Below are 26,411 nucleotides of genomic sequence, written 5' to 3' on the forward strand. Positions count from 1 at the left end.
GGACAGGACCGAGGCCCCAGATGATCCCGCTGGGACCTGGTGTCGAAGGCGAGAAAAAGAAGCTCTGCGTCGTGTCGCCCAAGCCGAATTGCCGGCCTGTTCCCGGCGCGATATCCCACTGGGAGATGACGGGAAGAATCGTCCGCGAGATGACGTTCCATTCCGGATTGATGGCAAATGGAATGACCGGCTGGAAATTCAGCGTCGCGCGCCCACCGTCGTCACCGGGGCCAATCCTGCCATCGTAGTTGAACTGAAACGGCACGCTGATCAGGGCAGCCACAGGATTGCTGAGTTTCTTCGCGAGATCCTCTTCCTGCGCCATCGCAGAACTGGCGAAAACCGGGAAACACACCGCCATAGCGAAAAAAATGGACTTCACACGAATCTCCAACCTTCGCAGGCATAAAAGCACAAGGCCTTCGGCTTGGCCATCCGCGCGGCTGATCGCTTCGCGGATGATGTCCCCGCTGTTGAGGATCGCATCAAGAGCTCGGGTGAAATCGAGCGTGTCGTTCCCACTGTTTATGGGCGGCCGTAAATGAGTTCGGGCCTCGCGTTTGAGCGAGGTGACTTCCGATCTGTCGAAACATCATGCGGCCGCTGATACGGCTCTAGCCCGCCCGGCGCAGCCGCCCGCTGAACGACACCAGAGCCACGCCGGCGAGCACGACAAGGCCGCCGAGAATTTCCCGTGCGCCGATATGCTCGCCGAGAAACAGCACGGCCAGAATCGCGGTCCAGAGCGGCATCAGGTAACCCACCATGGAAGCGCGGGTCGGGCCGGCGCGCTTGATGAGCCGCATGAAAAACAGGATCGGCAGTGCGGTCGAAACGACGCCGAGCGCGATCAGCGGCGCCAGATGATCGCCCACCGCGGCGAAGGCGGTAGGCCCAGACAGCACGAGCGCAAGGGTGGTGGCCGGAATCGCCGAGCAGAATTGCTGCCCGAGCGCGAGGCGGGCGGGATCGGCGTGCCGCACGGTCCTGACGAACACGTTGGCGATGGCGTAGCTCAGGGCGGTCGCCACCATGGCGAGTGCGCCCGACCCGCTGACGCCGCTCTCCGGAAACGCCGCCGGCCCGATCAGGATACCCATGCCGGCAAAGCCGACGAGCACGCCCCCAAGCCGCCGCGGCGTGAGCTTCTCTTCGGTGAAAAACCAATGCGCCAGAACGGCGACGATCAACGGACTGGAGGCCTGGATCATCGCGGCCGAGGCGGTGGTGATCTGGGTCAAGGCAAATGCCAGCAACACATTCGGCAACCAGCCATTGAAGGTGCCGAGGAAAATCCAGGTCAGCCAATCCCGCCGCCTCGGCAGAATACCCTTTCGCACCGCCGCAAACCACAGCACCAGCGAGGTGGCGCCGATCAGCCCGCGCATGGCCGCGAGCACGAACGGATTGAGATCGCCGCTGAGCTTGATGAAAAGCATGCTGGTCGCCCAGAGCATGGAGCAGACAAGCAGGTTCGAAATCAGGAAGACTTGCGTCAGCTCCGGTGTGTCGGACGCTTCGATGCGGCTGGTCGCGGTCATCAGATGCGCCTTCAAAAGCCGAGGAGATCGACGAGGTAGGGGATGAGCGGTTCGTCGGCCTTCGGCATGGGGTAGCTCCGCAGATCCTGCGGCTTCACCCAGGCGAGGCCCTGACCTTCGAGCGGCTGCACGAAACCCTCCCAGCGCCGACAGACATAAAGCGGCATCAGGAGGTGGAAGGTCTCATAGGCATGGCTGGCGAATGTGAGCGGGGCCAGGCACGCTTCCTTGACGGTGATGCCGAGCTCTTCCCGCAACTCGCGAATCAAGGCGTCTTCGGGCCGTTCTCCCGTTTCGAGCTTGCCGCCCGGAAACTCCCACAGGCCAGCCAACTGCTTGCCCTCGGGCCGCTGCGCCAAAAGGATTCGGTTGTCCGCATCGATCAACGCGACGGCGACGACAAGGGTGAGTTCGAGTGGGGGCAAGCTTGGGTCCCGCGAGTAGCGATGGCCTATTCCCTTACCCCATTCCGACGTCGAACAAACTGATTTTCCAAGCTTGACAAATGAAACGATATAACTCAACCGTCGAGTGTCCTCGTGCAACCGAGCGTCCTTGATGAAGATCACTTTTGGTATGGCCTTCGCGGCCCTCCTTCTGTCCTGCGTAAGCGCTGAAGCTCAGGTCAAGAATTGCGATTACCCGCGGTTTCGGACTGCGGTCGGCCAAACGACTGATCTCGCAATGACGGTCAGAGCCGGAAAGCCATGCCGGATCACGCTTGGAGGTTCGCTCAGCCCCATCTCCGAGGCGCGCATCCTCAAGGCGGCGTCGGTCGGCAAGAGTTCCGCGCAGGGGACGAGCATTGTGTATCTCGCCAAGGCAGGGTTTTCGGGAAGCGATCGCTTCACCTGGGCCTGGGCCGGCCAGGACCGTTGGGGCAAGGATCAGCTCTGGTCGGTCGATGTGGCGGTCAACGTCATCCCATGATTCTCCCACAAATCCGGAAACCTTCCATGCACAAATCTTGCCTCGGTCTTGCGGCGATCTCTTTCGCGCTGATGTCAGCCAACGCCGCGCGCGCCGCCGATTGCGAAGCCGCGCCGATCTATTTCAACGGCAATGTCGCCGAACTCTCGGGCGACGTCACTGTGAAGGCTGGAAAAGGTTGCGGTTTTGGCCTCAACGGCATTCAGGGCGCAATCAACGAGACGGTCGTAACTCAACAACCGAAGGTCGGAAGGGCCGGCGTTCGGGGTCATACGGCAATCTACGTTGCGAAACCTGGATATCAGGGATCCGACGAGTTCACCTATGCGCATATCGGCATCAACCAATACGGTGGCCCGATGAAGGTCTCGATCCGCCGCAAAATCACCGTCGTTCCGTGAGGCGCGGCCTGACGGGTACTGCGGCGTCGTCCGGCGAAGAACTGTCCTCGCTGCCGCAGATCATCAGCTCCGGTAATCCCCGTTGATCTCCACATATTCCTTGGTGAGATCGCAGGTCCAGACCGTCGCCTCGCCACGGCCGAGACCGAGATCGACGCGGATGATGATGTCGCTTCCGCGCATATACGCGGTGGTCTTCGCTTCGTCATAGGCTGGGTCGCGCGCGCCCTTGGCGGCGACGCGAATATCACCGAACCAGATCGCCAGCTTGTCGCGATCGGCGGGTTCGCCGGCTTTGCCGACCGCCATCACCACGCGGCCCCAATTGGCGTCCTCGCCGGCCACCGCCGTCTTCACCAGGGGCGAATTCGCCACCGCCATGGCGATGCGCTTGGCCGAGATCGCGCCCTTGGCGCCGGTGATTTTCACAGTGACGAACTTGCGTGCGCCCTCGCCGTCGCGGGCAACCTGCTGGGCGAGATCGGAGAGCAGGCCCTCGAGCTCCTGACGAAACTCCTTGAGGCGGCGGTCACTGGGCAGCGTGATGGCCGGCGCGCCGCGCTTGGCCGCGGCCCCGGTGGCGAAGAACAGGAGCGTATCGGAAGTCGACGTGTCGCTGTCGATCGTCACGCAGTTGAAACTTTTGTCGGCGCCTTTCTTCAACAGCGCCTGCAGCACGGGCGCGGCGATGGGAGCGTCGGTGAAGATGAAGGACAGCATGGTGGCCATGTCGGGCGCGATCATGCCCGCGCCCTTGGCGACGCCATTGATGGTCACCGGAATGCCGCCGATATTGGCCGTGCGGGTCGCGACCTTGGGGAAGGTGTCGGTGGTCATGATGGCCTTTGCCGCATCGACCCAGGCCAGCGGCTTTGCCTTCTTCTCGCAGGATTCGAGAACGCCCTTGAAGCGGGCGGCGTCGAGGGGCTCTCCGATCACGCCGGTCGAGGCGATGAAGACCTGCGAGGCGCGACATCCTGCGGCCTTCGCGGCGAAATCGGCCGTCAGCTTGACGGCCTCGATCCCCTTCTTGCCCGTAAACGCATTGGCGTTGCCGGAATTGACCACGAGCGCGCGGGCGCCGTTCTTGCCGAGGTTCTTGCGGCACCAATCGACCGGGGCGGAGGGGCATTTCGAACGGGTGAAGACGCCCGCCACCGCGGTGTCGCGGGCCAACGAGACATAGAGCACATCGGTTCGGTTCTTGTAGCGAATGCCCGCTTCGGCGGTGGCGATCCGCACACCTTCGATGGCCGGAAGCGCCGGGTAGGATTTGGGCGCGAGCGGAGAAATTGTCTTGGACATGCGCGAACCTGGGGAAGGCGGCTGCTGGACGAGCCGTTTGAATCCGCGACGTGTGGTTTTTTGCGGCTTTTTGTCAAGCCCGCGCTTCGTAGGGGAAGGGGCGCCTGATCCTGAAAAAGCAGGGGCGGTCTGGCCGCCCCTGCCGGTCGATTCCGGAAATTATGGCTTCTTCTTCTCTTCGACGAGGTTGCCCTTGTCGTCCAGCTTCTCGATCTTGGCGCTGCTGCGCAGGCCGACGATCAGGTCCTGCTGCGCCTTGCGCTCCAAGTAGGTGTTGACCTGATCCTGCATCTCGGCCAGCGACGGCACCGGCTTGGCGCGCTTTTCTTCCACCTTGATCACGTGCCAGCCGAACTGGGACTTCACCGGATCGGAGATCTGGCCGGGCTCCATCTTGAAGGCGGCTTCGGCGAAAGGCTCGACCATGCGGTCCTTGGTGAAGAAACCGAGATCGCCGCCATCTGTCTTGGAGCCGGGATCGGTCGAGAGTTCAGCCGCTACCTTGGCAAAATCCTCGCCGCCCTTGATGCGCCCTTGCGCCTTCTTGGCGTCTTCTTCCTTCTCGACCAAGATGTGGCGGGCGCGCACTTCCTGCTCGGGCGGCATGCTCTTGACGGTCTCGTCGTAGAGCGCCTTGGCGGCCTCGGGGGTCACCGCCTTCTTGGCCTCCTGCTCAAGGTATTGATCCAGAAGGGTCTTGTCGCGGTTATAGGCGAGCTTGCGGGCGAAGTCAGCGGCATCCCCTACCTTGGCGGCTTCAGCGGCACGGGCACCGAGCTTGAGATCGACTAGGTAGCTGATCAGCAATTCGCGCTTCTGCTCGTCAGGAAGGTTGGGCAATTGCAAAGCGGGGTCGGCGGCCGCGACCGCAAGGTCGGCCTCGGTGATCGCCACGCCATTCACCCGGGCGAGGACCTTGGCGGGATCGATTGCCGCGGGAGCGGCGGGGGTGGCCGCTGCGGCGGCGGGAGGCGTCTGCGCGAGGGCGGCGCCCGCCATCAGGGGCAGCACGGCACTGAAGGCGAGAAGGCTTTTCCGAAGAGATGATGAGACTGACATAGGATCCTCTGGTGAACTCGGGACCGCCCCCGAAACGGGTCGATCGATGGCCTGTTCTGTTTACGTTTGCAAGCGATGGCATATTTATGTCACAGGATTGCCCGGGGCGGGGCTTCTCTCACCTGCTGAGGGTCGCGGGCCTGCGCCACTCGGGCACAGTCTTTAAGATGCGCTCCTGCATAATTAAGTCTATAACGCGGCCCAAACCGCTTTTCTCCTTAAATCCTGGTAGTCTGAAGGCTTTCGATGTTCGGTTCTCTTGCGAAGAAAATCTTTGGCTCGGTCAATGAGCGCCGGCTGAAGTCCTTTAGCCCGAAAGTGGCGGCCATCAACGCGTTGGAGGCCGAGCTGGAGAAGCTCTCGGATGATGCGCTGCGCGCCCGCACCGAGATGTTCAAGGCCGAGGTCGCCGCGGGCAAGACCCTCGACGAGCTTTTGGTGCCGGCCTTCGCCACCGTGCGCGAGGCGGCCAAGCGCACCCTGGGCCAACGCCCCTTCGACGTCCAGCTGATCGGCGGCATGGTGCTTCACGAAGGCTCGATCGCCGAGATGCGGACGGGTGAAGGCAAGACCCTGGTGGCGACCCTGCCGGTCTATCTCAACGCCCTTGCCGGCAAGGGCGTCCACGTGGTCACGGTGAACGACTACCTCGCCCGCCGCGACTCGGAATGGATGGGCCAGATCTACCGCTTCCTCGGCCTCGAAGTCGGCGTGATCGTCCACGGTCTCGACGATGCCGAGCGTGCAGCCGCCTATCGGGCCGACATCACCTACGGCACCAACAACGAATACGGCTTCGACTACCTGCGCGACAACATGAAGTACGAGATGGCGCAGATGGTCCAGCGCGGGCACAACTACGCCATCGTGGACGAGGTCGACTCGATCCTCGTGGACGAGGCGCGCACACCGCTGATCATCTCGGGCCCGCTCGACGACCGGTCTGAACTCTACAACGCCATCGACGTCGTCATCCCGCGCCTCGATCGCGCCGATTACGATCTCGACGAGAAGCAGCGCACCGTGTCGCTTACCGAAGACGGCACCGAGAAGATCGAGCAATTGCTGCGGGAGGCGGGGCTTCTGAAGGAGGGCGATCTCTACGACGCCCAGAATGCGACCCTGGTCCACCACATGAACCAGGCGCTGCGCGCCCACACCCTGTTCCAGCGCGACAAGGATTACATTGTCCGCAACAACGAAGTCGTCATCATCGACGAGTTCACCGGCCGCATGATGCAGGGCCGGCGCTATTCGGAAGGCCTGCACCAGGCGCTCGAAGCCAAGGAACACGTCCAGGTTCAGCCGGAAAACCAGACGCTCGCATCGATCACGTTCCAGAACTATTTCCGCCTCTATTCCAAGCTCGCTGGCATGACCGGCACGGCCGCGACCGAGGCCGACGAGTTCATGGAAATCTACAATCTCGACGTGGTCGAGGTGCCGACCAACCGGCCGGTTTCCCGCCTCGACGAGGACGACGAGGTCTACCGGACGGCGGACGAAAAATACAAAGGCATCATCCGCGAGATCGAGACTGCCTCCGCACGAGGCCAGCCGACTCTCGTTGGCACGACTTCGATCGAAAAATCGGAGCACCTCGCCGAACTTCTCATCAAAGACGGCTTCACGCTCATCGATTTCGACAATCCCCATGCGCTGGAACCGCTCTACAAGGCCGCGCGCGAGGGCAAGGGCATCCGCCACTTTGCCGTGCTGAACGCTCGCTTCCACGAGCAGGAGGCCTTTATCGTGGCGCAGGCCGGTGTGCCCGGCGCCATCACCATTGCCACCAACATGGCGGGTCGCGGCACCGACATCCAGCTCGGCGGCAATGCCAAGATGCGCATCGAGCGCGAGCTCGTGGGCCTTGAGGGCGACGCCCGCGCGCTGCGCGAAAAGGAAGTCCAGGCGGAGATCGACAGCTTCAAGGAGAAGGCGCTGGCGGCCGGCGGTCTCTACGTGCTTGGCACCGAGCGTCACGAATCCCGCCGCATCGACAACCAGCTCCGCGGCCGCTCGGGCCGTCAGGGCGATCCCGGAAAGTCGAAATTCTTCCTGTCGCTGCAGGACGACCTGATGCGCATCTTTGGCTCCGACCGCATGGACGGCATGCTGTCCAAGCTCGGGCTGAAGGAAGACGAGGCCATCGTCCATCCGTGGATCAACAAGGCGATCGAGCGCGCGCAGGCGAAGGTCGAGGCGCGCAACTTCGACATCCGCAAGAACATCCTGAAATACGACAACGTCATGAACGACCAGCGCAAGGTCGTGTTCGAGCAGCGCAAGGAGTTCATGGCAGAAGAGAGTGTCCGCGAGACCATCGACGACATGCGCCACGGCGTGATCGAAGACATCGTCTCCCGTGCGATTCCCGAAAACGCCTATGCGGAGCAATGGAATGTCGCGGGCCTGAAACAGGACGTGGCGAATTTCCTCAATCTCGACCTGCCCGTTGAGGATTGGGCCAAGGAAGAGGGCATCGCCGACGACGAGATCCGCGAGCGCATCACCAAGGCGGCCGACGAGGCTTACGCCCAGCGCATCGAGACCAACTCGTCCGACGTGATGACCTATGTGGAAAAGCAGGTCCTGCTCCAGAGCCTCGATCATCTCTGGCGCGAGCACCTTGTGACCCTCGACCACCTGCGTCAGGTCATCGGCTGGCGCGGCCTCGCCCAGCGCGATCCACTCAACGAATACAAGTCCGAGGCGTTCGAGCTCTTCAATAGTCTCGTGGGTCATTTGGGCGAGCAGGTCACCGGGCAGCTCATGCGCATTCAGGTGGTGTTCCAGCAGCCCGAACCCGCCGAGCTGCCGCCGATGTTCGCCCAGCACCTCGATCCGGCGACGGGCGAGAATGAGATCGCGGGCGGCTCATTGGGCGCCGCCCTCGGTTTCGGTGCCACGGCCGCGCCCCTTGCCGATCACTCCCGGCAGCGCGACCCGACCGACCCCTCCACCTGGGGTCGCGTTGGCCGCAACGAGTCCTGCCCGTGCGGATCAGGCCGGAAGTTCAAGCATTGCCACGGGCAGTTTGTGGCGTAGGCGAAATTTCTGAGAACGTGACGAAAAAGCCCGGCCGTTGCGCCGGGCTTTTTGTTGAGCGCTCGCGAAGCGACCATTCGTGATGCGGGGCTTATTCGGCAAGTTGCCGTTGGTGAGTGGTCGCTGTCACATGGCTCGATGCGGGCCCTTTGCGGCAGATTCAGGCCGTGAAGGAATCCATCAGAATATAGGTGCCGTCTTTCCTTTGATGCTTGTTGATCAGCGGGACCAACCGAGCAAAATGCTCAGTCGCGCAATGCGCATCCAAGGCAGCACGATCAGGCCATTCCTCGATGAACACGAAATGCCCGGAATCCTTCTGATCGATGAAAAGATCATAGGAAACGCAACGCTCCTCCTGCCGGGTTTTCTCGACGAGCTCCTTATGGAGCGGCGTGACAGCATCGACGAATTCGGGCTTGATAAAATCCTGAGCGATAACTTTCAGCATGAACGTGCCTCAATTCCTTGATGCCGTTTCGAGCGGCGAGCGTCGCAAAAGTTGATCGCGAAAGCCAGTCTGCGAACCACCCCTTGCCACCCTTCGCGGACGCTCGACAGTGTCGAGAAAAGGGTATGGTCGTGATATCACCTCAACCTTCGGCAGCTCTTCCGCGTGTCGATGAATCGGTGGATTGCTCCGCGCAAACGTCTCGAACGCACCCGCGCAGCCAGCGATGCGCTGGATCGGCATCCAGCCGAGGGTGCCAGAGCATCGAGACCGTGACTTTCGGCGTCGAGACCGGAAGGGGAAAGCTATGCATGCCGGCGCGAAGGTTTCCGGTGTGTCGCTCGGGAACGCTGGCGATCAGGTCGGAGGCCCGCGCCAGAGCCAGCGCGGTCGAAAAGCCACCGACGATCGTGACGATCTCCCGCTCCAGCCCGAACGACTTCAAGGCTTCATCAATCGATCCCTTGTCGAGACCCCGCCGCGAGACGCCGATGTGCCTGCCGGCCGCGTAACGGGCGGGAGTGATCTCGCCTTGGCTCAGCGCGTGCCCCACTCGCACGACGCCGATGAAACGGTCTCGGAATAGGCCTTGCGCGCGGACCTCCGGACCCGTGGTCTTGCCCACGACGCCGGTTTCCAGATCAACGGTCCCGTCGCGAAGGGACGCGCTGTCCTTGTCTGGCTTTTGCACGAAGCGCAGCCGCACGCCGGGAGCCTCCGCACTGACACGGGCGATGAGGTTCGGTCCGAAGTTCTCCACAAAGCCTTCGCTGGTCCGCAGCGTGAACGTTCGGACGAGCTGTTTAAGGTTGAGCGTCGAAGCCGGGCTGAGAGCCGCTTCTGCGTCCTGCACGAGTTGGCCGACCCGCTCGCGGAGTTCGAGCGCTCGCGGGGTGGGAACGAGTCCGCGCCCGGCCCTGACTAACAGCGGATCGCCCGTCGTTTCACGCAATCGTGCCAGCGCCCGGCTCATCGCCGACGGGCTAAGCCGCAACTTTCGGGCCGCGCGCGCAACGCTGCCTTCCGCGAGCAGCACATCAAGGGTGACAAGCAAGTTGAGATCGGGTTTCGACATGCATCGACCATGGCACACTTTGATCGTGATGTGGCGTCAAACGCACGAATAAAGTGCAAATGCTGCGCGTTCCGCCATGCCAGACAGAGGACTAGGGTTCTGACGGCTCCGTTTCGGGAGTCGTCCAGAAAACGGAGTTCATGTTGAAACCAATCATTGCAGGGCGAGACGAGGCCGTGGCTGGAAGCGCGATACGGACCCCTTCGGTTCGGTGGACGCTCGCCAGCCTTTCGCTATCGATGTTGCTGTCCTCGCTCGGCACCAGCATCGCCAATGTCGCCTTGCCGACGCTGGCACAGGCATTCACCGCCTCCTTCCAGGAAGTCCAGTGGATCGTCATCGCTTATCTCCTCGCCATCACCACGCTTATCGTCAGCGTCGGGCGTCTCGGCGACATCATTGGCCGCCGGCGGCTGCTGCTGGCCGGAATCGTCCTGTTCACGGTGGCTTCGGCCCTATGTGGCGTCGCGCCCACGCTCTGGCTGCTGATTACCGCCCGGGCGGTGCAGGGCCTGGGCGCGGCCATCATGATGGCCCTCACCATGGCGTTTGTCGGCGAGACGGTTCCGAAGGAAGAGACCGGTAGCGCCATGGGGCTGTTAGGGGCGATGTCCGCGATCGGCACCGCTCTCGGGCCATCGCTCGGTGGCCTTCTGATCGCCGAACTGGGTTGGCGGGCAATCTTTCTCGTCAATGTACCGCTGGGTATCCTGACTTTCTGTCTCGCGCATCGCACCCTGCCGGTTGACCGCCGGGGGGCGAAGACTGATCGGACCCGGTTCGACGCTCTGGGCACCTTGCTGCTTGCTCTGACGCTCGCGGCTTATGCACTCGCCATGACGATAGGGCGCGGCAGTTTCGGTTCGCTCAACTTGGCTCTGGTGGTGGCTGCCGTCATCGGAGTGGGGCTCTTCGTGCTCGCGGAGGCGAGAGCAGCCTCACCCTTGATCCGGCTGGCAATGTTCCGCGATCCAGGTTTCACCGCGAGCCTTACGATCAGCGCGCTCGTCTCGACGGTGATGATGGCGACGCTGGTGGTCGGGCCATTCTATCTCTCTCGTGCGCTCAAGCTTGACGCGGCTCTTGTGGGACTCGTCTTGTCGGTCGGTCCGCTTGTCGCCGCGCTGACCGGTCTGCCAGCCGGTCGCATTGCGGACCGTTTCGGCGCTGGGCGCATGACCATCGCAGGCCTCATCGGAATGGCGGGCGGTTCCTTCATCCTGTCCATGATGCCGGTGGCATTCGGCATCCCCGGCTACATCGCCCCTATGGTCATCATCACCGCCGGCTATGCGCTGTTCCAGACGGCCAACAATACCGCCGTCATGACGGATATCCGCCCGGACCAGCGGGGCGTCATTTCCGGCATGCTCAACCTATCGCGCAATCTCGGGCTCATCACCGGTGCATCCGTCATGGGCGCTGTGTTCGTGCTCGCCTCGGCGACGACAGACGTCACGACGGCGGATCCCGAGGCGGTTGCCACCGGTATGCGGATCACGTTCGCCGTCGCGGCGGTTCTGATCCTCGTCGCGCTCGCTATCGCGGGTGGAAGCCGTGTTCTCGCAGCACGGCTGTCGCTCCCTCGGAACGTGGCGTGACGCCCGCACTCATCCAGCACCGTCAAAGCACGAAGTCGCCCTTCACCAACTTTGCGATCTTCTGCACGGCGATCGAAAAGTCGGCCTCTCCATCGCCATTCACATCGCCATAGACGATGGCTCCGCCGTCGGCTTTCTCATAGCGAAGTTCGCCCGCCTTCTCGTGGAAGGCCGATTTGCCGATGAACTTGAATGCCTGGTTGCCTTTGCGCGACGTGCTGGCATCCATCCATGAGAGATCGATGCTGTCGTGTTCCTTGTGCGAGAAATCGAAGATGATGTCGCGTCCCTCCGGCGCGGCCTTGCTGTCTCCGCGCTTGAACACGAACGAGTCTTCGCCGACTCCCCCGTGGAGCTTGTCCGCTCCCTTGCCGCCGATCAGCAGGTCATTGCCCGCATAGCCTTTCAGCGTATTGGCCTTCGCGTTCCCGCGAACCACGTCGTCGCCGGCGCGGGCGATGACGGTCTTGTTGGCGGGATCATTCACGATCTGCTCGACAAGGCCAATGAACTGGCTCTGACTCAGGCCGCTTGTCGTGTTCGGCAGTTGGACGCCGAGCGACTGTGCGTAATGTCCGAGCAGATGATGATCATAGGCCGATTCCAGCAACAGGCCGTACGCCGCGTCGTGATTGCCCTGCGACGTCCCAGGACCGAGAAGCCCGTTGGCGGCCAGGATCAGGAGGTTGTTCCAGTACGGCCCCAGAAACGAAGCGTTGCCGAAGCGCGCGATGTTGTTGCTGAAGAGAAGATTCTGCTCGACGAACGTGTCGGCGCTGTAATTCCCCACCGGGTCGCCGTGCTCGACATAGTTGACGAGCTGGGAGCTGGCCCCGGCCGGAATCAACGACTTGGAAATCCCCGGAGCGCCATAGGTCTCACCCGGCAAGTTCAATTGAGCCGCCACATAGGCGGCCTCGGCTCCGCCCAGCGAGTGCCCGGTGATGTAGATGTTGTCGCGAGAAATACCCTGTGCCTTCGCGGCGGCGATGACCGATTGGGTAAACGAGAGGGCAAGGCCGTAGGCCGTCGGCATCCCACCGCGATAGATCAGGAAATCGGCCGCAATCTGGTTGATGACGAATTCGGGATTGTCGCTGAAGCCTTCGATATCCGTTCCCTCGAAGGCGACGATCACGTTCCCGGCGGAGGTGACCGATGCCGCCGCGAAGAAGCCGGCGCCCACATTGAGGGAGGTCATGGGTTTGCCGTTTATAAGAAACGGACTCGGTCCGGCGGTTTGCTGATAGGTCCAGTAGGCTGCCTTCATGAACTCCGAGGTCGTCGGCCGCATCGATGTCTCTCCATCCCCGGCCTCTCGTAGCGTAAACTAGGAAAGTTTGCACGCGCTGAATGGCGGATGATGGCCTGCGAACGCGCTAGTCCGGCCTCTCGCGCCAGCGGGCAGGAAAAGAAAAAACCCGCCGAAGGGGCGGGTTTTTGCAACTGTCGATGTAAGGCCGATTACTGCGCCGCCGCCACGCTGACGCGGGAAGGAGCCTGGGCCCGCTTTTGCGGGAGAGTGGCGGGGGTCGGCGGCTTCGCGGTCGTCATCCCACGCTGCGGCGGGACAGGCGCTGCCGGTGCGGCCTGTGCCGTCTCGGCGGGTTGAGCCGTCGAGGAGGTGCTGAACAGATCGCCGATGCCGTTGAGCATCTTCTTGTAGAATGGGCTCTCCGAGCCGACCGCCGAGCCGGCCGCGGAAGCCTGAGCCGGTGCTACGGCCGCAACCTTCATGTCGGCTGCGGGAGCCTCCGCGGGGGCGGCGGCCTTCGGAGCCGACGCGAAGGCGAGTGCCGTCGACGGCACCTCTTTCTTCGGCTTGCCGCTGTCGTCGAGAACGATTTCCTGCGGGCCGGAGGACAGGCCTTCCGGACGGCTGACATCGCCGAACTTATCGCGCATGCGCGTGTCGACGACGACCGAACCCTCGGAGCCCGCGACGCCGGCCATCGCCGTCACGAACGACTGGTGCGAGCCGCCATCATGGTAGACGACCCTCACCGGCGGCGTGCCGCTGGCGATGAGTTCGGCCACCGCCTGCTCGTCCTGCCGGGTCTTCTGCGTCACCGCCGCCACGACCGTTTCGTCGGTCACGTTGAACTGGTAGCGGCCGGAGGCCACGCTCACACGCGGCTCGTCCTTGGTGACTTCGAAATAATCCGAGCCTTCCTTGAGGTTCTTCCAGAAGGCGATGTTCTGATCGAGACGATGCTGGGCCAGGTTCTTGGCGGTCATCCGGAACGGATAGGACTGGAACTGGAAGCCGCGCTGGCCACTGGCGAGGGACTCGCGGGCGATCGCGTAGATTTCGGCGATGTTCTCGTCCGTCATGGCAAAGCAGCCGCGCGACGAGCACGAGCCGTGCACCATGAGCGCACTGCCGCTGCGGCCGAACGAACGGTCATAGGCATTCGGGAAGCCGGTATCGAACGACAGGTAATAGGCGGAATTCGGGTTCATCTGCGCCGGCGTGACCGTGTAGAAGCCCTCGGGCGCCTGGCGGTCGCCTTCGCGCACCTTCGGGCCGAGCTGGCCGGACCAGCGGCAGATCGGATAGGTCTTGAGCAGGGCGTAGCGTCCGTTGGAGGCGCGCTTCCAGACCTCCATTTCCGCTTCCTTCTTGTAGGAGCGGATGAGAATCGGGTCGGTCTTGGACATGCCCTTTTCGGCCATCAACGACATCGTGGCGGATGGGATGGGCGACAGGTGGCGCGTGGAACTGCGCGAGAAACCGTCGTCCTGGCAGGCTGCGAGCGCGAGCGAAAGGCTCGCTGCCAATGCGATACGTTTCAACATGGGGGACCCCGCGTTCCTTTTGATCTGCCCGATCTTGCCGCCGGGCAGTTCCCCAACCTGTCTAGATCGTTAGCCTTAACTTGATCTTACCGCAAGCGTTGCCGTAACGGAGTTATACTGAACAGCGGGTAAAACTGCCGCTTCGGCGGCCGCGGTGACGCAGAGGCAAGAGGCCCCCTAAAGCCGGTCTCACGCCAACGCGAAAGCCATCGCCGCCTCGGCGTGGAGCCGGGTGGTATCGAAGACCGGCAGGGCGACATCCTCGGGGCCGATCAGCATCCCGACCTCGGTGCAGCCGAGAATCACCCCATCGGCGCCAGCCATCCGCAATCGTTCGATCTCGGCCAGATAGGAATTCTTCGATTGCTGCCGGACGACTCCGCGGCACAATTCCTCATAGATCACCCGATGGACGATCTCGCGCCCATTCTCGTCGGGGACGAGCGCCTCGATGCCATGGCGCTCGCGCATTCGCCCCTTGTAGAAATCGTGCTCCATGGTGAAACGGGTCGCCAGCAAGGCGGGACGTCGCGAGCCCGCGGCCTTGACGGCGACGGCCGTCGCATCGGCGATGTGGATGAGAGGGACCGTAATCGCCGCTTCGATCTCCGGCGCGACCTTGTGCATGGTGTTGGTGCAGATCACCAGCGCCTCAGCCCCCGCCTGCTCGACGCGGCGTGCCGCATCGATGAGGAGATTGGCCGCACCATCCCAATCGCCCGCATGCTGCCGGTCGGCGATGTCCGTAAAATCGACGGACCAGACCAAGAGGCGCGCCGAGTGCAGCCCGCCCAGTCTGTCGCGCGCAATCTCGTTCATGGATCGGTAGTAGATGGCGGTGCTTTCCCAGCTCATCCCGCCGAGCAATCCCACCATCCGCATTGCAGCTTCCTTTCGGCAATCGGCTCGCCGTCGGGCGACAGTCTACAATTTGCGGCCGATATTCAGGAATTTGTCGGCGCGGTGATCGCGCAGCTCCGCCGGGCCCATATTCCCGAGATCGTGCAGCGCTTCCTCGATGGCGCTGCCGGCGGCCGCGATGGCGGCCTTCGGGTCCCGATGGGCGCCGCCCGTCGGCTCGACCACGATGCCGTCGATGATGCCGAGGCGCAGGAGGTCCTGCGCGGTGATCTTCATGTTGGTGGCGGCGTCCTGGGCCCGGGCGGAGTCGCGCCACAGGATCGAGGCCGCGCCCTCGGGCGAGATCACGCTGTAGATTGCGTGCTCGAGCATCAGCACCTTGTTGGCGGTCGCAATGGCGATCGCTCCGCCGGAGCCGCCCTCGCCGATGACCAGCGAGACGTTCGGCACGCCGAGCGAGAGCTGCATCTCGGTGGAGCGGGCGATGGCCTCGGCCTGCCCGCGCTCTTCCGCCTCGATGCCCGGATAGGCGCCGGCCGTGTCCACGAAGGAGAGGACCGGCAACCCGAAGCGGTCGGCCAGCTCCATCAGGCGCACGGCCTTGCGATAGCCCTCCGGCCGCGCCATGCCGAAATTGTGCCGGATGCGGGTTTCGGTGTTGTGGCCCTTTTCCTGGCCCAGCACGCAGACGGCAGAACCCCGGAAACGGCCGAAGCCGCCGACGATGGCCTCGTCCTCGCCGAATTTCCGGTCCCCCGCAAGCGGAGCGAAATCGGTGATCAGGCCGGCGCAATAATCAGCGAAATGCGGCCGCTGCGGGTGGCGCGCCACGAGGGTCTTCTGCCACGGCGTGAGCTTGCCGTAGAGATCCTTCAACGCCTCCGCGGCCTTGGTTTCAAGGCGGGTGATGTCGTCGGAAATCGAGACGGCGTCGCGGCTTTCGCCGAGCGCCCGAAGCTCTTCGACCTTGGCTTCAAGTTCGGCGACGGGCTTTTCGAAATCGAGGTAGCTGCGCATCAGACTCTATTGAAAAACAAAAACCGGCGCTGACCTTGGCAGCCATGCCGGGTGGCCGGACACTGGCGATTTAGGGCCTGCAAGTCAAGATAACGCTAAGATGGCCTGTAAAAACCGGCTCGTCGTCAGGACCCGATCACGGTGCGCGAGACGGGGGAGGAGGCCGGCACGAAGACGGGCGACATCCTCCTGGACCGCCGGACCGCCCGCACCGCGCCGGGGCGATAGAGTTGTTTCGTGGCATCGACGACGTGAAGCCCCGCGAAGGGAAGCGAAAAGCCGATGCCGACCTGCTCCCAAGCCTGCGCGGTTTGCAGCAGCAGGCGGTTGCGGAGCGGGGGCACATAGAGGGTCTCGGCCCAGGCCTCCGGCGAAAACCACGTCTGCCGCATCAGGCTCTTCAACTGGGATCGGCTGTAGGGCTGGCCGTGCCCGAACGGGGTCGTGTCCATGCGGGCCCACAAGCCCCGGCGGTTCGGCGCCACCATGATGATGCGCCCACCCGGCGTCAGGATGCGCCAGATCTCGTGCAGCAATTCGGACGGGCTCTCGACCGCCTCGAGCGCATGGACCAGCAGCACCCGGTCGATGCAGGCATCGGGCAGCGGCATGGTGAGCGGATCGACGAGGGCGGAGGCGGACACACCTGTTCCGGGCCAGTTTACGACGCCTTGGCTCGATGGCATGAAGGCGAGGGTGCGTTCGCTCTCGGCGCGGGCGATCGACAGATAGGGAGGGGCGTAGCCGAGACCGAGAACCCGCAAGCCGGTGAGCTTTCCCCAGAACCGCGCGATCGAGCCGCCGACGAAGCGCCGTGTCACGCCGCCAAGCGGACTTGCGTAGAAACTTCTCAGATCGGTGATATCAATGCTCATGCGGTCCCGATGCGTTGTTTCTTTGCAGCCACGACGACCCGCGGCATCTGTCAAGACTGGTTTCGCCGCACAACTGTCCCATGATAACCCGAAATACCCTAAACCAAGGCTATCCGATGACCGCCCAGATTCATGTCTTCCGTTGCCTGTCCGATAACATCGGCGCCCTCGTGCACGATCCGAGTACCGGCATGTGCGCGGCGATCGACGCGCCCGAAGAAGCGCCGATCCTGGCGGCGTTGGCCGAAACCGGGTGGGAGCTTTCTGAAATTCTCGTCACCCATCGCCATGCCGATCACGTGCAGGCGATCGGGCCGCTGAAAGCGCGGCTCGGCTGTCGGGTCGTCGCGCCCGCAAAGGCGCGCGATCAAATCCCCGGTGCCGATGTTTTCGTGCGCGAAGGCGACACGGTTTATGTGGGCGGCCTGCAGGCGCACGTGTGGGACACGCCGGGACATTGCGCGGATCACGTGTCGTACTGGTTCGCGGCCGACCGCGCGCTGTTTTGCGGCGATACGCTTTTCACGCTGGGTTGCGGACGGTTGTTGGAGGGCAGTTACGCGGATCTATGGCATTCGCTGCAGCGACTGGCAGCCCTGCCGGAGGAGGCGCGCGTGTATTCGGGTCATGATTACACACTGGCCAATGCGCGCTTCGCCCTCGCGGCAGACCCCGAGAACGAGGCTTTGAAGCGCCGCGCCGCAGAGGCGGAAGCCGCCGACAAGGACGGCCGCTTCCTCATTCCGTCGACGATCGGAGAGGAGAAGGCCACCAACCCATTCCTGCGCGCCGGCGAGCAAGCGCTGGCAAAATCCGTCGGCATGGAAGGAGCGCCGCCTCTTGCGGTCTTTCAGGCGCTGCGCGAATGGAAGAACCGGTTCTAGGGCGTAATGCCGAAACGCGCGAAGCGGCATTCGGCACTCGTGCTCCAGGCTCGTCGTGACCTAGGACGGGAGCATTTCGACGGATGAAAGACTCGAACCCATGAGCGATCCCAACCTCGTCCTCGGATTGGAAAGCCGCCTGATCAACGCATGGCCGTCATTCGACTACCAGACCTATGACGGCTGGATGCTGCGGCTTGCGGGCGGCTATACGAAGCGCGCCAATTCGGCGACGCCCCTCGTGCCGGGCGCGAAGCTGGATGATGCCCTCATCGATCACATGATCGAGCAATTCCTGCAGGCGAATATCCGGCCGACCTTTCGGTTGAACGGGCTTCAGGACCCGGGCACGGACGAGCAATTGAAGGAGCGCGGCTTTCTGGAAGTCGAGCCGACCCGCGTGCTGCTCGCGCCCATCGCCGACGATTGTACGCCAGATTCGGACGTTCTGCTCGAATCCGAGGTCTCGCAGCGTTGGGTGCAGGGCGCCTCGCATTCCTATGGCGGCGACAAGGCCGACGATGCGATGTTGATCCAGATCGCCTCGCGCATCCGCCAGAAGGCGGCGTTCGCGACGCTCCATCTGGACGACAGGCCGGTCGGCTGGGGCCTTGCCGTTGCGGAACGCGGCTATGTGGGGTTGTACGACATTGTGGTGGCGCCCGATCTGAGGGGCATCGGCCTCGGCCGCCGCGTGGTCGGCAGCCTGATTTCGTGGGGATGCCGGGAGGGCGCGCACCGCGCCTATCTGCAGGTCCGGGCCGAAAACGAAATCGCCGGTTCTCTCTATTCGACCCTCGGCTTCGAGGTCGCGTACGATTACACCCACCGCATCATGCCGGGCGGCGCCTGACGGGCAGGGTCGCGATCAACGCACCGAGCACGATCAGGCCGCAGGACAGCGCGAGCGTGAGTGACGGTTCGGCATATCCTGCCGCCACCAGTAACAAGGTCGACAGCACGGGCGTCGCATAGGACGCGACGCCGAGAAACCGGATGTCGCCCCGCTTCATGCCGATATCCCATACGTAGAACGCTGCCCCGACCGGGCCGAGCCCGAGTGCCAGCAGCGCCAGCCATTGCGTTGTCGTTTCGGGCCAGATCGTGGTTTCGAACAGGAGGTGGCAGGCGAGGCTTAGCAGGGATGTGACGAGGCAGAATCCCGCAACCGCGGCGGTCGGCACCTCGCCGAAGCGGCGCGACAGCACCGAATAGGCCGCCCACACGAAGGCGGCGACGAACGCGCAGAGATAGCCTGGCAGAAATTCGGCCCGCGCCTCGAGCACGCCCCGGCCGCCGATGAGCACCACCACGCCGGCAAACCCGAGAAACGCTCCGATCACGTGAGCGCGCCGCAGATGCTCCCCCGGCAGCAGCGAGGAAAACAGCACGATCAGCAGGGGCCACAGGTAGTTGATGAGCCCGGATTCGGCCGGAGGCGCAAGCCGCAGGGCGGCGAAATAGAGTGCGTGGTAGCCGAATAGGCCCGCGATGCCCAGCGCCCAGACGGCGGGTTTCTGCCGTAAGGCCCGCAAGCCCTCCGGCCGCATGATCCAGCTCGCTGCCCCCACGAGACCGCCGATTAGAAACGTCATTGCGGCAAGTTGAAACGGGGGAATCGTCCCCGTCGCCGCCGTCAGAAGCGCAAGGAGGGACCAGAACAGAACGGCGATGAAGCCAATGGCGGTGGCTTTGGGTGTCGTCATCGGCCCCAAATAGACGAAAGCTCTCCGGTTTAGGAGAGCTTTCTGGAGATATGCCAGGCGCTGTCCCGCCTTTCCTGGGGCGGGAAGGACCAGGGTCTCAGACCATGTACTGGCCGCCATTCGCCGTCAGCGTGGAGCCGGTGATGAAGCCGGCATTGTCGTGCGCAAGGAAAACCACCGCGCGGGCGACCTCATCCGCTTCGCCGAGCCGGCCGACCGGGATGAGGGGCAGAATCTTGGTCTTGAGAACCTCCTCGGGCACCGCCTGCACCATTTCGGTGGCGATGTAGCCGGGGGCGATCACATTGACGGTAATGCCCTTGTTGGCGTTCTCGAGGGCGAGCGATTTGGCGAAGCCGACGACGCCGGCTTTCGCCGCCGAATAGTTCGCCTGCCCCAACTGCCCCTTCTGTCCGTTGACCGACGAGATCAGAATGATGCGCCCGAATCCGCGTTCGCGCATTCCCTCGATGACCGGGCGGGTGCAGGTGAACATGGAATCGAGATTGGTGCGCATCACCTGCGACCATTGATCGAAGGTCATCCGGTGAAACATCCCATCGCGCGTGATGCCCGCATTGTTGACCAGCACATCGACGGGGCCGAGTTGATCGACGACCGCCTTGATGCCGTTCTCGCAGGCCGCCGCGTCCGACACGTCGAACTTGAACACCGGAATCCCGGTCTGATCCTTGAAAAGGTTGGCCGCCTCATCGTTGCCGGCATAATTGGCCGCGACCCGGTAGCCTGCTTCCTTGAGGCTTCGGGATATCGCGGCACCGATGCCCCGTGTGCCACCCGTGACCAATGCGACGCGCGCCATGCTCTGTTCCTTCCCTGAACCGTTCCCACGAGCTTCGGTGAGCCCGCTTTTTGATCAGACGGTCCGGGTCGAGCCGGGCCGTCCGTCTTTATAGCTTAGCGCTCCCGGGAAAGTTGAGAAGAGCGCCGATACGATTCAGTCGTGTCAGCGCTCGACACACATGGCGATGCCCATGCCGCCGCCGATGCACAGGGTCGCGAGACCCTTCTTGGCATCGCGGCGTCCCATCTCGTGCAGGAGCGTGACGAGCACCCGTCCGCCGGATGCGCCGATGGGGTGGCCGATGGCGATGGCGCCGCCATTCACGTTCACGATGGCCGGATCCCAGCCCATATCCTTGTTGACCGCGAGCGCCTGTGCGGCGAAGGCCTCGTTGGCCTCGACGAGATCGAGGTCGGAGACTTTCCAGCCGGCCTTTTCGAGGGCTTTGCGCGAGGCCGGAATCGGACCCGTGCCCATGACGGCGGGATCGACGCCGGCAGTCGCCCACGAAACGATCCGCGCAAGCGGCGTCAGGCCGCGCTTCTTGGCCTCGGATTCGCTCATCAGCACGATGGCGGCTGCGCCGTCGTTGATGCCCGACGCATTACCCGCCGTCACCGTGCCGTCCTTGGAAAATGCCGGCTTCAGTTTGCCCAGGCCCTCGACGGTGGTGCCGGGGCGAATGTACTCGTCCTGATCGACGACGGTATCGCCCTTGCGGGTCGAAATGGTGAAGGGGACGATCTCGTCCTTGAACTTGCCGGCCTTCTGGGCGGCTTCGGCCTTGTTCTGCGACTGCGTGGCGAACTGATCCTGTTCCTCGCGGGTGAGCTGCCATTTCTGCGCGACGTTCTCGGCGGTGGTGCCCATGTGGTAGCCATGGAAGGCGTCGATGAGGCCGTCCTTCAGCATCGTGTCGCCGAGCTTGAAATCGCCCATCTTGGTGCCGCCGCGCATATGCGCCGCATGCGGTGCCTGCGACATGGATTCCTGTCCACCAGCCACGATGATCTTCGCGTCGCCGTTGGCGATCTGCTGCATGCCGAGGGCGACGCTGCGGAGCCCCGAGCCGCAGAGCTGGTTGAGGACCCAGGCGGTCTTCTCCTGTGGGACGCCCGCTGCCATGGCGGCCTGCCGCGCCGGATTCTGGCCCTGACCGGCGGTCAGAATCTGCCCGAGGATCACCTCGTCGACCTCACTCGGATCGACTTTTGCGCGCTCCAGCGCCGCCTTGATGGCGGTGGCGCCGAGTTCGTGGGCGGGCGTGTTGCCGAAGGCTCCGTTGAACGAGCCGACAGCCGTGCGCGCGGCGCCGACGATGACGATATTGTCTTCGGACATTCCCATCTCCATGCTGATTGGCTCGACAGGAACGGATCCTGTGAGCGCCTGTCTGATGGGTCGATCAAATCCCGCGCCGAAGGGAAGTCAAGGCCCGAGCGCTGCGGCAGGCGAATGGCTGGCTGACATTTCGGGCTTTGATCGCCGCCGGGAAGGCCTATAAGCTGACGGCCGAGCCGGATTTTCCGGACCAGACCAGGACTGTATCGGGACCCATGGCGACGGAAACAAAACCGACTGTCATCAAAAAATATGCCAATCGCCGCCTCTATCACACCGGCACATCGAGTTACGTAACCCTCGAAGACCTCGCCGGAATGGTGCGGTTGGGTGAGGATTTCCTGGTCTACGATGCGAAGTCCGGCGACGACATCACCCGATCGGTGTTGACGCAGATCATCGTCGAGCAGGAGGGCAAGGAAGGGCAGAATCTGCTGCCCGTGACGGTTCTTCGCCAGCTTATCCGCTTCTACGGAGACAGCATCCAGTCGCTGGTTCCGAGCTATCTCGAATTCTCCATGAACAACCTGTCGCGCGATCAGCAGAAACTGCGCGAACAGATGAGCGCGACGTTCGGCGGGTCGGTGTTCCAGACAATGGAAGAACAGGTCCGCAAGAATATGGGGCTCTTCACCGAAGCCATGCGCATGTTCACGCCCTTCACCGGCCGACCGGGCGGGGCGGTCGAGCCGAAACGCGACAACGACGCCGACGGCGAAACCAGCGATCTGGACGCGCTCAAGCGTCAGATGGCCGACATGCAGGCCAAACTCGACGATCTCGCGCGCAAATAGAACACGGTTTTACGCGCGCTTCACCCGAAGGGGCGTCGATACGGGCAGTGCCGCGGGCGCGGCCGTTCCGAACTGGTCGCCTTCGAGATAGTCCACGCCCCACGCACGCAGCATGTCTGCCGTCGTCTGATCGTCCACCCATTCGGCGGCGGTCGCGATGCCGAGATGCTGCGCGATATCGACAAGGGTCCGCACCAGCAAGCGGTCGCCGGTCGAGCGGCTCAGGGTCTGGATGAACACGCCGTCGATGCAAACCAGATCGATCGGCAGGCTTCGCAGGCGCGCGCAGGTTGCATAGCCGCTGCCGAAATGATCGAGCGCGATCCCGATGCCAAGCGCTTTCATGGCATCGAGCCGACCGAGGATTTTGGCTCTCTCCACCAGAACGGCCTCGGGCAATGCAACGATGAGGCGTGATGCGATGCCGGGACGGGCCCCCAGATGGGCCGCCAGTATCGAGAGCCATTCGAGATCGCGCAAAGTCGCAATCTCGATCGGCAGGATGATGCGCGTGTCGGGCGCGCCCATGAGATGCTGCGCCGCCAGTTCGAGCTTGCGAGCATCGACGAGGAGCGCGATGCCCGCGTCGGGTGGAACCTCCGCCACGGCCCCGTCGCGCAAGGCCACCTTCGCCCTTGCCAAAGCGGGCGCGAGGCTGTGCGCGTCGACGATCGGCCGGAGCGCCAATGTGAGCTGCCGCTCGTTCAGGATCCTGACGAGGTCAACCGGCTCTGCGGCCTGTGCCACGCTCTGCGACCCCTGGGCATCGCACATCGTCCACGGCTCGGCGGACGTGCCGCTGGCGAGAGAGGTTTCGGCAAGGCGCAGGAGACGGCAGGCGTCGAGCGCGTGATCGGGCGCACATGCCGCACCAAGGCGGATTCCGCGTCCCGCAGTCGAGAGCAGGCCGGTCAGGCGCTTCATCGCGTCGGGGGCATCCATGAGCGAGCAGGACGTGAGTGCGAGGGCAAACCGGTTCCCCGACAGCGCTGTCGCATGATCGCGCCGCCGCATCATCGGACGCAGTAGCCGAAGGATCTCCGGCATGTCGGGGCTCCCTTCGACAATCGCGCCAGCGATGAGCGTTACCCCGTGGGAGAAGCGCAGCGCCTCCGCAATGTCCTCGTGGAGGCGGGAAAGAAAGGCCGAGCGGTCATGAATGGCGCGGGGCAGCCCGTCCTGCCCGCGAGCGAGCGGGTCGGACTTCAGACAACCACGTACGAAGGCGGGCCGGCCGCCGCTTCCGGCAATGAACCGGCCCGCATCCTGAACCATGATGGCCGTTCCGGGGCCGAGGCGCAGGGCGTAGCGAAGATCGTAGGCCAGTTCGTTCGACGTAAGCGCCTCCTCGCGACAGGGACTGCCAAGAGGCTCGACCCAGTCGCGAAAGGCGCGCCCGGCGCCCGCAAGATCGCTGACAGCAACGCCGAGAACCGCGGCGGCGTTCGGACCCCAGGTGAGGCGGTCGGTGGCGAGATCCCAATGGTAAGTGACGCCTCCGAGGGCCGCGAGTGCCACAGTGGGATCCGTCTCATGCGGGCGGCTGCGCCGCTGCAGGGTCTCGCCCGTGAAGATGCCTGCCCGGCTTGGTCGCCTCGTCCCCATGACCCTGAAAACCCCGAAACGCAATCGCAATGGAATGGCCGGCGAGGCTGCGACCGCGCCCTCGAACCAGCCGGAAAAATGACTGGTTTTGAGGATCGGGCTTCAGGCTTAAGGAACTCTAAAAGAAGTTTGAATTGCGCGACTTGGAGGGACTCATGTCGCCGTTCGCCGCTTACTCGGCGACGCCGAGAAAGGCGGGGCATTCCGGGCACAAAAAAACCGACGCTTGCGGCGCCGGTTTCCTGGTGTCGCAAGGTGCGACGTTTAGGCTTCGGTCTTCACGGTCAAGACCTGACGGCCGCGATACATGCCGGACTTCAGGTCGATATGGTGAGGACGACGCAGCTCGCCCGAATCCTTGTCCTCGATGTAAGTCGGGGCCTTCAAGGCATCGGCGGAGCGGCGCATGCCACGCCGCGAGGGCGACGTTTTTCTTTTTGGAACGGCCATTTTTCGTCTCCGGTCAACAGCGGAACGCCCGCTCTAACCGGGGGACGCTCACGTCTCAATCTCAATAAGGTTGCGCCTCATACAAGGTATTCGGGCAAATATCTAGCCCCTATCGGCCCATCCGGGACTCTCCTGCTAGCCTTTCAGGCAATCGCTGAACGGGGCGGCGCTCGCCATCCGCGCCATGATGCGCGAGGCCATGCGTCCGTGACGGCTGGAGGGGCGGCCGGGATTGCGGATGCGCGGGTTCGGCAGCGCCGCCGCCATCAAGGCCGCCTCGCGGCGCGTCAGGTCGCGGGCAGGCTTGCCGAAATAGCGTCGGGCCGCCGCCTCGGCACCGAAGACGCCCTCGCCCCATTCGGCGATGTTGAGATAGGTCTGCATCATGTGCCGCTTTGACCAGATCAGGTCGAGATACAGCGCAACCGGCAATTCCAGGCCCTTGCGAAGATAGGAGCGCCCGTTCCACAGAAACAGGTTCTTGGCCGTCTGCATCGGGATGGTCGAGGCGCCACGGGCCGGCCCATCCTCATCCGCGGCCTCCACCACGTCACGCAGAGCATCCCAGTCGACGCCGGTATGGTCGCAGAAGCGGCTGTCCTCCGAGGTCATCACCGCAAGCGGCAGATAGGCGGAGATTTCATCGAGGGCGACGAAGTCCCGCTCGACCGGGCGCAAGGTCGCCCAACGACCGATCATCAGGGTCGAGACCGGTGGCACCGCCCAATACAAAAGACCTAGCCAAAAGACCGCACCAACCCATAAGAGAATGAGGCTGAGGCCGACCTGAACGATGCGGCGGAGGGCGCGCGACACCGTCGGCTTTCGGCGCCGCTGCTCGTTCATCGTCGACTCGTGGCCGCCGCTTTCCTCCGACCGGGCGCTCTCGCTGCCCGAATTCAGGCTGAACATGATGCGTTCCACCAGCTCTTTCATGGCGCGACTGCTCGAAGTCGCAAGGGATGTCGAGACGACGCTCGAAGGGTTGCTATCAGACGAGGCGCGGTCCGGCGAGATCGCGAGACCGTCCCGCCTCATGAAGGCCCTGCGCCACGCAGCGCTTGGAGGCGGGAAACGCCTCCGCCCGTTCCTGACGGTGGAGGTCGCCCGATTGCTCGGGCAGGACGCACCCGGTGCCTTGCGCACCGGTTGCGCGGTGGAGTTGCTGCATTGTTACTCTCTCGTCCACGACGACCTGCCATCCATGGACGATGACGACCTGCGACGGGGCCGTCCCACCGTTCATAAGGCCTTTGACGATGCAACTGCAATCCTTGCCGGCGACGCCCTGCAGACGCTGGCCTTCGAGATCCTGGCCGATCCGGCCACGGATCCGGACCCGGCAATCCGCGCCGACCTCGTGCTGCGACTTGCGCGCGCTTCCGGATTGGGCGGAATGGTCGGCGGCCAGATGCTCGACCTTGCGGCGGAAGGCCGCTACGGGGAGGTGAGGGCGGATCAGGCGGGCATCCGCCGCCTGCAGGCGATGAAGACGGGGGCAATTCTGGCGTTCTCGGTCGAGGCCGGTGCCGTGCTGGCGCGGGCCGAGGGTCCCGAATTCGCCAATCTCTCCGCCTACGGGCAGGCGCTGGGCGCAGCCTTCCAGATTGCCGACGACATTCTCGATCGCGAGGCCTCCGCGGAGGTCATGGGCAAGCGCACCGGCAAAGACCAGCAAAAGGGCAAGGCGACGCTGGTCGACCTGCTCGGCATGGAGGAAGCGCGCCGGGAATGCGCGCGCTTGGTGGAACAAGCCGATTCGGCCGTCGCCCCGTTTGGCGACAAGGCGGAGATTCTGCGCCAGGCCGTTCGCTTCGTGGTGGAGCGTGAAACCTAGTGCGCACCATTCCCCGGTGAACTAGT

At 63.6% G+C, this 26,411-nt stretch carries 25 protein-coding genes and 1 pseudogene; 8 read left to right on the top strand and 18 right to left on the bottom strand.

Annotated features, from left to right (window positions below; genetic code table 11):
* From FEZ63_RS25145 to mutT, 3 genes and pseudogenes are all read right to left on the bottom strand, one after another.
* Nucleotides 1-361, bottom strand: a pseudogene (locus FEZ63_RS25145) (transporter); the annotation flags it as partial.
* Between the two features lie 253 nt (nt 362-614).
* A complete protein-coding gene (locus FEZ63_RS08150; protein WP_150943178.1) occupies nt 615-1,541 on the bottom strand; it encodes a DMT family transporter in 927 nt (308 codons plus the stop codon).
* Between the two features lie 11 nt (nt 1,542-1,552).
* Complete coding sequence (mutT, locus tag FEZ63_RS08155) at nt 1,553-1,966, bottom strand: 8-oxo-dGTP diphosphatase MutT (RefSeq protein WP_150943180.1); 414 nt, start codon at nt 1,964-1,966, stop codon at nt 1,553-1,555.
* Between the two features lie 133 nt (nt 1,967-2,099).
* Here mutT and FEZ63_RS08160 point away from each other — a divergent pair, with 133 nt between their 5' ends.
* Entirely contained in the window at nt 2,100-2,471 is a 372-nt protein-coding gene (locus tag FEZ63_RS08160; RefSeq protein WP_150943182.1) for a hypothetical protein, read from the top strand.
* A gap of 26 nt (nt 2,472-2,497) precedes the next feature.
* Entirely contained in the window at nt 2,498-2,872 is a 375-nt protein-coding gene (locus FEZ63_RS08165) for a hypothetical protein (protein WP_150943184.1), read from the top strand.
* 63 nt (nt 2,873-2,935) lie between these two features.
* On the opposite strand, the gene argJ is transcribed toward FEZ63_RS08165, so the two are convergent.
* Together argJ and FEZ63_RS08175 are read right to left on the bottom strand one after the other, a co-directional pair.
* A complete protein-coding gene (gene argJ, locus FEZ63_RS08170; protein WP_150943186.1) occupies nt 2,936-4,177 on the bottom strand; it encodes a bifunctional glutamate N-acetyltransferase/amino-acid acetyltransferase ArgJ in 1,242 nt (413 codons plus the stop codon).
* A gap of 159 nt (nt 4,178-4,336) precedes the next feature.
* On the bottom strand, nt 4,337-5,236 hold the full coding sequence (locus FEZ63_RS08175) for a peptidylprolyl isomerase (RefSeq protein ID WP_150943188.1): 900 nt from the start codon (nt 5,234-5,236) through the stop codon (nt 4,337-4,339).
* A gap of 246 nt (nt 5,237-5,482) precedes the next feature.
* Between FEZ63_RS08175 and secA the strand changes: the two genes are divergently transcribed.
* Nucleotides 5,483-8,284 (top strand): preprotein translocase subunit SecA, encoded by a 2,802-nt coding sequence (gene secA / locus FEZ63_RS08180; protein ID WP_150943190.1) that lies wholly within the window; start codon nt 5,483-5,485, stop codon nt 8,282-8,284.
* A 160-nt stretch (nt 8,285-8,444) separates the two neighbouring features.
* Here secA and FEZ63_RS08185 read toward each other — a convergent pair whose 3' ends face one another.
* Together FEZ63_RS08185 and FEZ63_RS08190 are read right to left on the bottom strand one after the other, a co-directional pair.
* The gene (locus FEZ63_RS08185) at nt 8,445-8,735 is read right to left on the bottom strand and encodes a putative quinol monooxygenase (RefSeq protein ID WP_150943191.1); all 291 of its coding nucleotides are present in this window, start codon (nt 8,733-8,735) and stop codon (nt 8,445-8,447) included.
* A 142-nt stretch (nt 8,736-8,877) separates the two neighbouring features.
* A complete protein-coding gene (locus tag FEZ63_RS08190) occupies nt 8,878-9,810 on the bottom strand; it encodes a LysR family transcriptional regulator (protein WP_150943193.1) in 933 nt (310 codons plus the stop codon).
* Nucleotides 9,811-9,950: 140 nt separating this feature from the next.
* Here FEZ63_RS08190 and FEZ63_RS08195 point away from each other — a divergent pair, with 140 nt between their 5' ends.
* Nucleotides 9,951-11,411, top strand: a complete 1,461-nt coding sequence (locus FEZ63_RS08195; protein WP_150943196.1) for an MFS transporter — start codon at nt 9,951-9,953, stop codon at nt 11,409-11,411.
* 22 nt (nt 11,412-11,433) lie between these two features.
* On the opposite strand, the gene FEZ63_RS08200 is transcribed toward FEZ63_RS08195, so the two are convergent.
* The 5 genes from FEZ63_RS08200 to FEZ63_RS08220 all read right to left on the bottom strand — a co-directional run bounded on the left by FEZ63_RS08200 (nt 11,434) and on the right by FEZ63_RS08220 (nt 16,963).
* Nucleotides 11,434-12,705, bottom strand: coding sequence for a M10 family metallopeptidase C-terminal domain-containing protein (locus FEZ63_RS08200; protein ID WP_150943198.1), 1,272 nt, complete (start codon nt 12,703-12,705; stop codon nt 11,434-11,436).
* A gap of 170 nt (nt 12,706-12,875) precedes the next feature.
* Nucleotides 12,876-14,210: a L,D-transpeptidase family protein gene (locus tag FEZ63_RS08205; RefSeq protein ID WP_150943200.1), complete on the bottom strand. Its 1,335-nt coding sequence runs from the start codon at nt 14,208-14,210 to the stop codon at nt 12,876-12,878.
* Between the two features lie 189 nt (nt 14,211-14,399).
* A complete protein-coding gene (locus FEZ63_RS08210; RefSeq protein ID WP_150943202.1) occupies nt 14,400-15,092 on the bottom strand; it encodes an aspartate/glutamate racemase family protein in 693 nt (230 codons plus the stop codon).
* A 42-nt stretch (nt 15,093-15,134) separates the two neighbouring features.
* Complete coding sequence (locus tag FEZ63_RS08215; protein ID WP_150943204.1) at nt 15,135-16,088, bottom strand: acetyl-CoA carboxylase carboxyltransferase subunit alpha; 954 nt, start codon at nt 16,086-16,088, stop codon at nt 15,135-15,137.
* 125 nt (nt 16,089-16,213) lie between these two features.
* Nucleotides 16,214-16,963 carry a class I SAM-dependent methyltransferase gene (locus FEZ63_RS08220; RefSeq protein ID WP_150943205.1) on the bottom strand — a complete coding sequence of 250 codons (750 nt, stop codon included), beginning with the start codon at nt 16,961-16,963 and terminating at the stop codon, nt 16,214-16,216.
* 116 nt (nt 16,964-17,079) lie between these two features.
* Between FEZ63_RS08220 and gloB the strand changes: the two genes are divergently transcribed.
* On the top strand, nt 17,080-17,847 hold the full coding sequence (gene gloB / locus FEZ63_RS08225; RefSeq protein WP_150943207.1) for a hydroxyacylglutathione hydrolase: 768 nt from the start codon (nt 17,080-17,082) through the stop codon (nt 17,845-17,847).
* Between the two features lie 100 nt (nt 17,848-17,947).
* Nucleotides 17,948-18,700, top strand: a complete 753-nt coding sequence (locus FEZ63_RS08230; protein ID WP_150943209.1) for a GNAT family N-acetyltransferase — start codon at nt 17,948-17,950, stop codon at nt 18,698-18,700.
* Here the strand turns inward: FEZ63_RS08230 and yddG are convergent.
* From yddG to FEZ63_RS08245, 3 genes are all read right to left on the bottom strand, one after another.
* Complete coding sequence (gene yddG, locus FEZ63_RS08235) at nt 18,681-19,553, bottom strand: aromatic amino acid exporter YddG (protein WP_150943211.1); 873 nt, start codon at nt 19,551-19,553, stop codon at nt 18,681-18,683. The two genes, FEZ63_RS08230 and yddG, sit on opposite strands and share 20 nt — an antisense overlap.
* Nucleotides 19,554-19,650: 97 nt before the next feature.
* Entirely contained in the window at nt 19,651-20,376 is a 726-nt protein-coding gene (gene phbB / locus FEZ63_RS08240; RefSeq protein ID WP_150943212.1) for an acetoacetyl-CoA reductase, read from the bottom strand.
* A 144-nt stretch (nt 20,377-20,520) separates the two neighbouring features.
* On the bottom strand, nt 20,521-21,699 hold the full coding sequence (locus FEZ63_RS08245) for an acetyl-CoA C-acetyltransferase (RefSeq protein ID WP_150943214.1): 1,179 nt from the start codon (nt 21,697-21,699) through the stop codon (nt 20,521-20,523).
* Nucleotides 21,700-21,914: 215 nt separating this feature from the next.
* Here FEZ63_RS08245 and phaR point away from each other — a divergent pair, with 215 nt between their 5' ends.
* The gene (gene phaR, locus FEZ63_RS08250; RefSeq protein ID WP_150943216.1) at nt 21,915-22,493 is read left to right on the top strand and encodes a polyhydroxyalkanoate synthesis repressor PhaR; all 579 of its coding nucleotides are present in this window, start codon (nt 21,915-21,917) and stop codon (nt 22,491-22,493) included.
* A 9-nt stretch (nt 22,494-22,502) separates the two neighbouring features.
* On the opposite strand, the gene FEZ63_RS08255 is transcribed toward phaR, so the two are convergent.
* From FEZ63_RS08255 to mtgA, 3 genes are all read right to left on the bottom strand, one after another.
* A complete protein-coding gene (locus FEZ63_RS08255) occupies nt 22,503-24,098 on the bottom strand; it encodes an EAL domain-containing protein (RefSeq protein WP_150943218.1) in 1,596 nt (531 codons plus the stop codon).
* Between the two features lie 264 nt (nt 24,099-24,362).
* Nucleotides 24,363-24,548, bottom strand: coding sequence for a 50S ribosomal protein L32 (gene rpmF, locus FEZ63_RS08260; protein ID WP_150943220.1), 186 nt, complete (start codon nt 24,546-24,548; stop codon nt 24,363-24,365).
* 135 nt (nt 24,549-24,683) lie between these two features.
* Nucleotides 24,684-25,484 carry a monofunctional biosynthetic peptidoglycan transglycosylase gene (gene mtgA, locus FEZ63_RS08265; protein WP_244622708.1) on the bottom strand — a complete coding sequence of 267 codons (801 nt, stop codon included), beginning with the start codon at nt 25,482-25,484 and terminating at the stop codon, nt 24,684-24,686.
* Between mtgA and FEZ63_RS08270 the strand changes: the two genes are divergently transcribed.
* Nucleotides 25,483-26,385 carry a polyprenyl synthetase family protein gene (locus FEZ63_RS08270; protein WP_338042204.1) on the top strand — a complete coding sequence of 301 codons (903 nt, stop codon included), beginning with the start codon at nt 25,483-25,485 and terminating at the stop codon, nt 26,383-26,385. The genes mtgA and FEZ63_RS08270 overlap by 2 nt on opposite strands.
* Nucleotides 26,386-26,411: the final 26 nt, after the last annotated feature.

Source organism: Microvirga brassicacearum, from assembly GCF_008757455.1.
Taxonomy (GTDB): domain Bacteria; phylum Pseudomonadota; class Alphaproteobacteria; order Rhizobiales; family Beijerinckiaceae; genus Microvirga; species Microvirga brassicacearum.

What these genes read in the sequence shown, in the direction of transcription:
- rpmF (WP_150943220.1), bottom strand. Translation starts at nt 24,548, where the DNA reads ATGGCCGTTCCAAAAAGAAAAACGTCGCCCTCGCGGCGTGGCATGCGC.
- FEZ63_RS08160 (WP_150943182.1), top strand. Translation starts at nt 2,100, where the DNA reads ATGAAGATCACTTTTGGTATGGCCTTCGCGGCCCTCCTTCTGTCCTGC.
- FEZ63_RS08200 (WP_150943198.1), bottom strand. Translation starts at nt 12,705, where the DNA reads ATGCGGCCGACGACCTCGGAGTTCATGAAGGCAGCCTACTGGACCTAT.
- phaR (WP_150943216.1), top strand. Translation starts at nt 21,915, where the DNA reads ATGGCGACGGAAACAAAACCGACTGTCATCAAAAAATATGCCAATCGC.
- FEZ63_RS08185 (WP_150943191.1), bottom strand. Translation starts at nt 8,735, where the DNA reads ATGCTGAAAGTTATCGCTCAGGATTTTATCAAGCCCGAATTCGTCGAT.
- FEZ63_RS08190 (WP_150943193.1), bottom strand. Translation starts at nt 9,810, where the DNA reads ATGTCGAAACCCGATCTCAACTTGCTTGTCACCCTTGATGTGCTGCTC.
- gloB (WP_150943207.1), top strand. Translation starts at nt 17,080, where the DNA reads ATGACCGCCCAGATTCATGTCTTCCGTTGCCTGTCCGATAACATCGGC.
- secA (WP_150943190.1), top strand. Translation starts at nt 5,483, where the DNA reads ATGTTCGGTTCTCTTGCGAAGAAAATCTTTGGCTCGGTCAATGAGCGC.
- FEZ63_RS08165 (WP_150943184.1), top strand. Translation starts at nt 2,498, where the DNA reads ATGCACAAATCTTGCCTCGGTCTTGCGGCGATCTCTTTCGCGCTGATG.
- FEZ63_RS08245 (WP_150943214.1), bottom strand. Translation starts at nt 21,699, where the DNA reads ATGTCCGAAGACAATATCGTCATCGTCGGCGCCGCGCGCACGGCTGTC.
- FEZ63_RS08195 (WP_150943196.1), top strand. Translation starts at nt 9,951, where the DNA reads ATGTTGAAACCAATCATTGCAGGGCGAGACGAGGCCGTGGCTGGAAGC.
- FEZ63_RS08220 (WP_150943205.1), bottom strand. Translation starts at nt 16,963, where the DNA reads ATGAGCATTGATATCACCGATCTGAGAAGTTTCTACGCAAGTCCGCTT.
- FEZ63_RS08230 (WP_150943209.1), top strand. Translation starts at nt 17,948, where the DNA reads ATGAGCGATCCCAACCTCGTCCTCGGATTGGAAAGCCGCCTGATCAAC.
- phbB (WP_150943212.1), bottom strand. Translation starts at nt 20,376, where the DNA reads ATGGCGCGCGTCGCATTGGTCACGGGTGGCACACGGGGCATCGGTGCC.
- mtgA (WP_244622708.1), bottom strand. Translation starts at nt 25,484, where the DNA reads ATGAAAGAGCTGGTGGAACGCATCATGTTCAGCCTGAATTCGGGCAGC.
- FEZ63_RS08255 (WP_150943218.1), bottom strand. Translation starts at nt 24,098, where the DNA reads ATGGGGACGAGGCGACCAAGCCGGGCAGGCATCTTCACGGGCGAGACC.
- FEZ63_RS08205 (WP_150943200.1), bottom strand. Translation starts at nt 14,210, where the DNA reads ATGTTGAAACGTATCGCATTGGCAGCGAGCCTTTCGCTCGCGCTCGCA.
- FEZ63_RS08270 (WP_338042204.1), top strand. Translation starts at nt 25,483, where the DNA reads ATGGCGCGACTGCTCGAAGTCGCAAGGGATGTCGAGACGACGCTCGAA.
- FEZ63_RS08150 (WP_150943178.1), bottom strand. Translation starts at nt 1,541, where the DNA reads ATGACCGCGACCAGCCGCATCGAAGCGTCCGACACACCGGAGCTGACG.
- FEZ63_RS08175 (WP_150943188.1), bottom strand. Translation starts at nt 5,236, where the DNA reads ATGTCAGTCTCATCATCTCTTCGGAAAAGCCTTCTCGCCTTCAGTGCC.
- FEZ63_RS08215 (WP_150943204.1), bottom strand. Translation starts at nt 16,088, where the DNA reads ATGCGCAGCTACCTCGATTTCGAAAAGCCCGTCGCCGAACTTGAAGCC.
- FEZ63_RS08210 (WP_150943202.1), bottom strand. Translation starts at nt 15,092, where the DNA reads ATGCGGATGGTGGGATTGCTCGGCGGGATGAGCTGGGAAAGCACCGCC.
- argJ (WP_150943186.1), bottom strand. Translation starts at nt 4,177, where the DNA reads ATGTCCAAGACAATTTCTCCGCTCGCGCCCAAATCCTACCCGGCGCTT.
- yddG (WP_150943211.1), bottom strand. Translation starts at nt 19,553, where the DNA reads ATGACGACACCCAAAGCCACCGCCATTGGCTTCATCGCCGTTCTGTTC.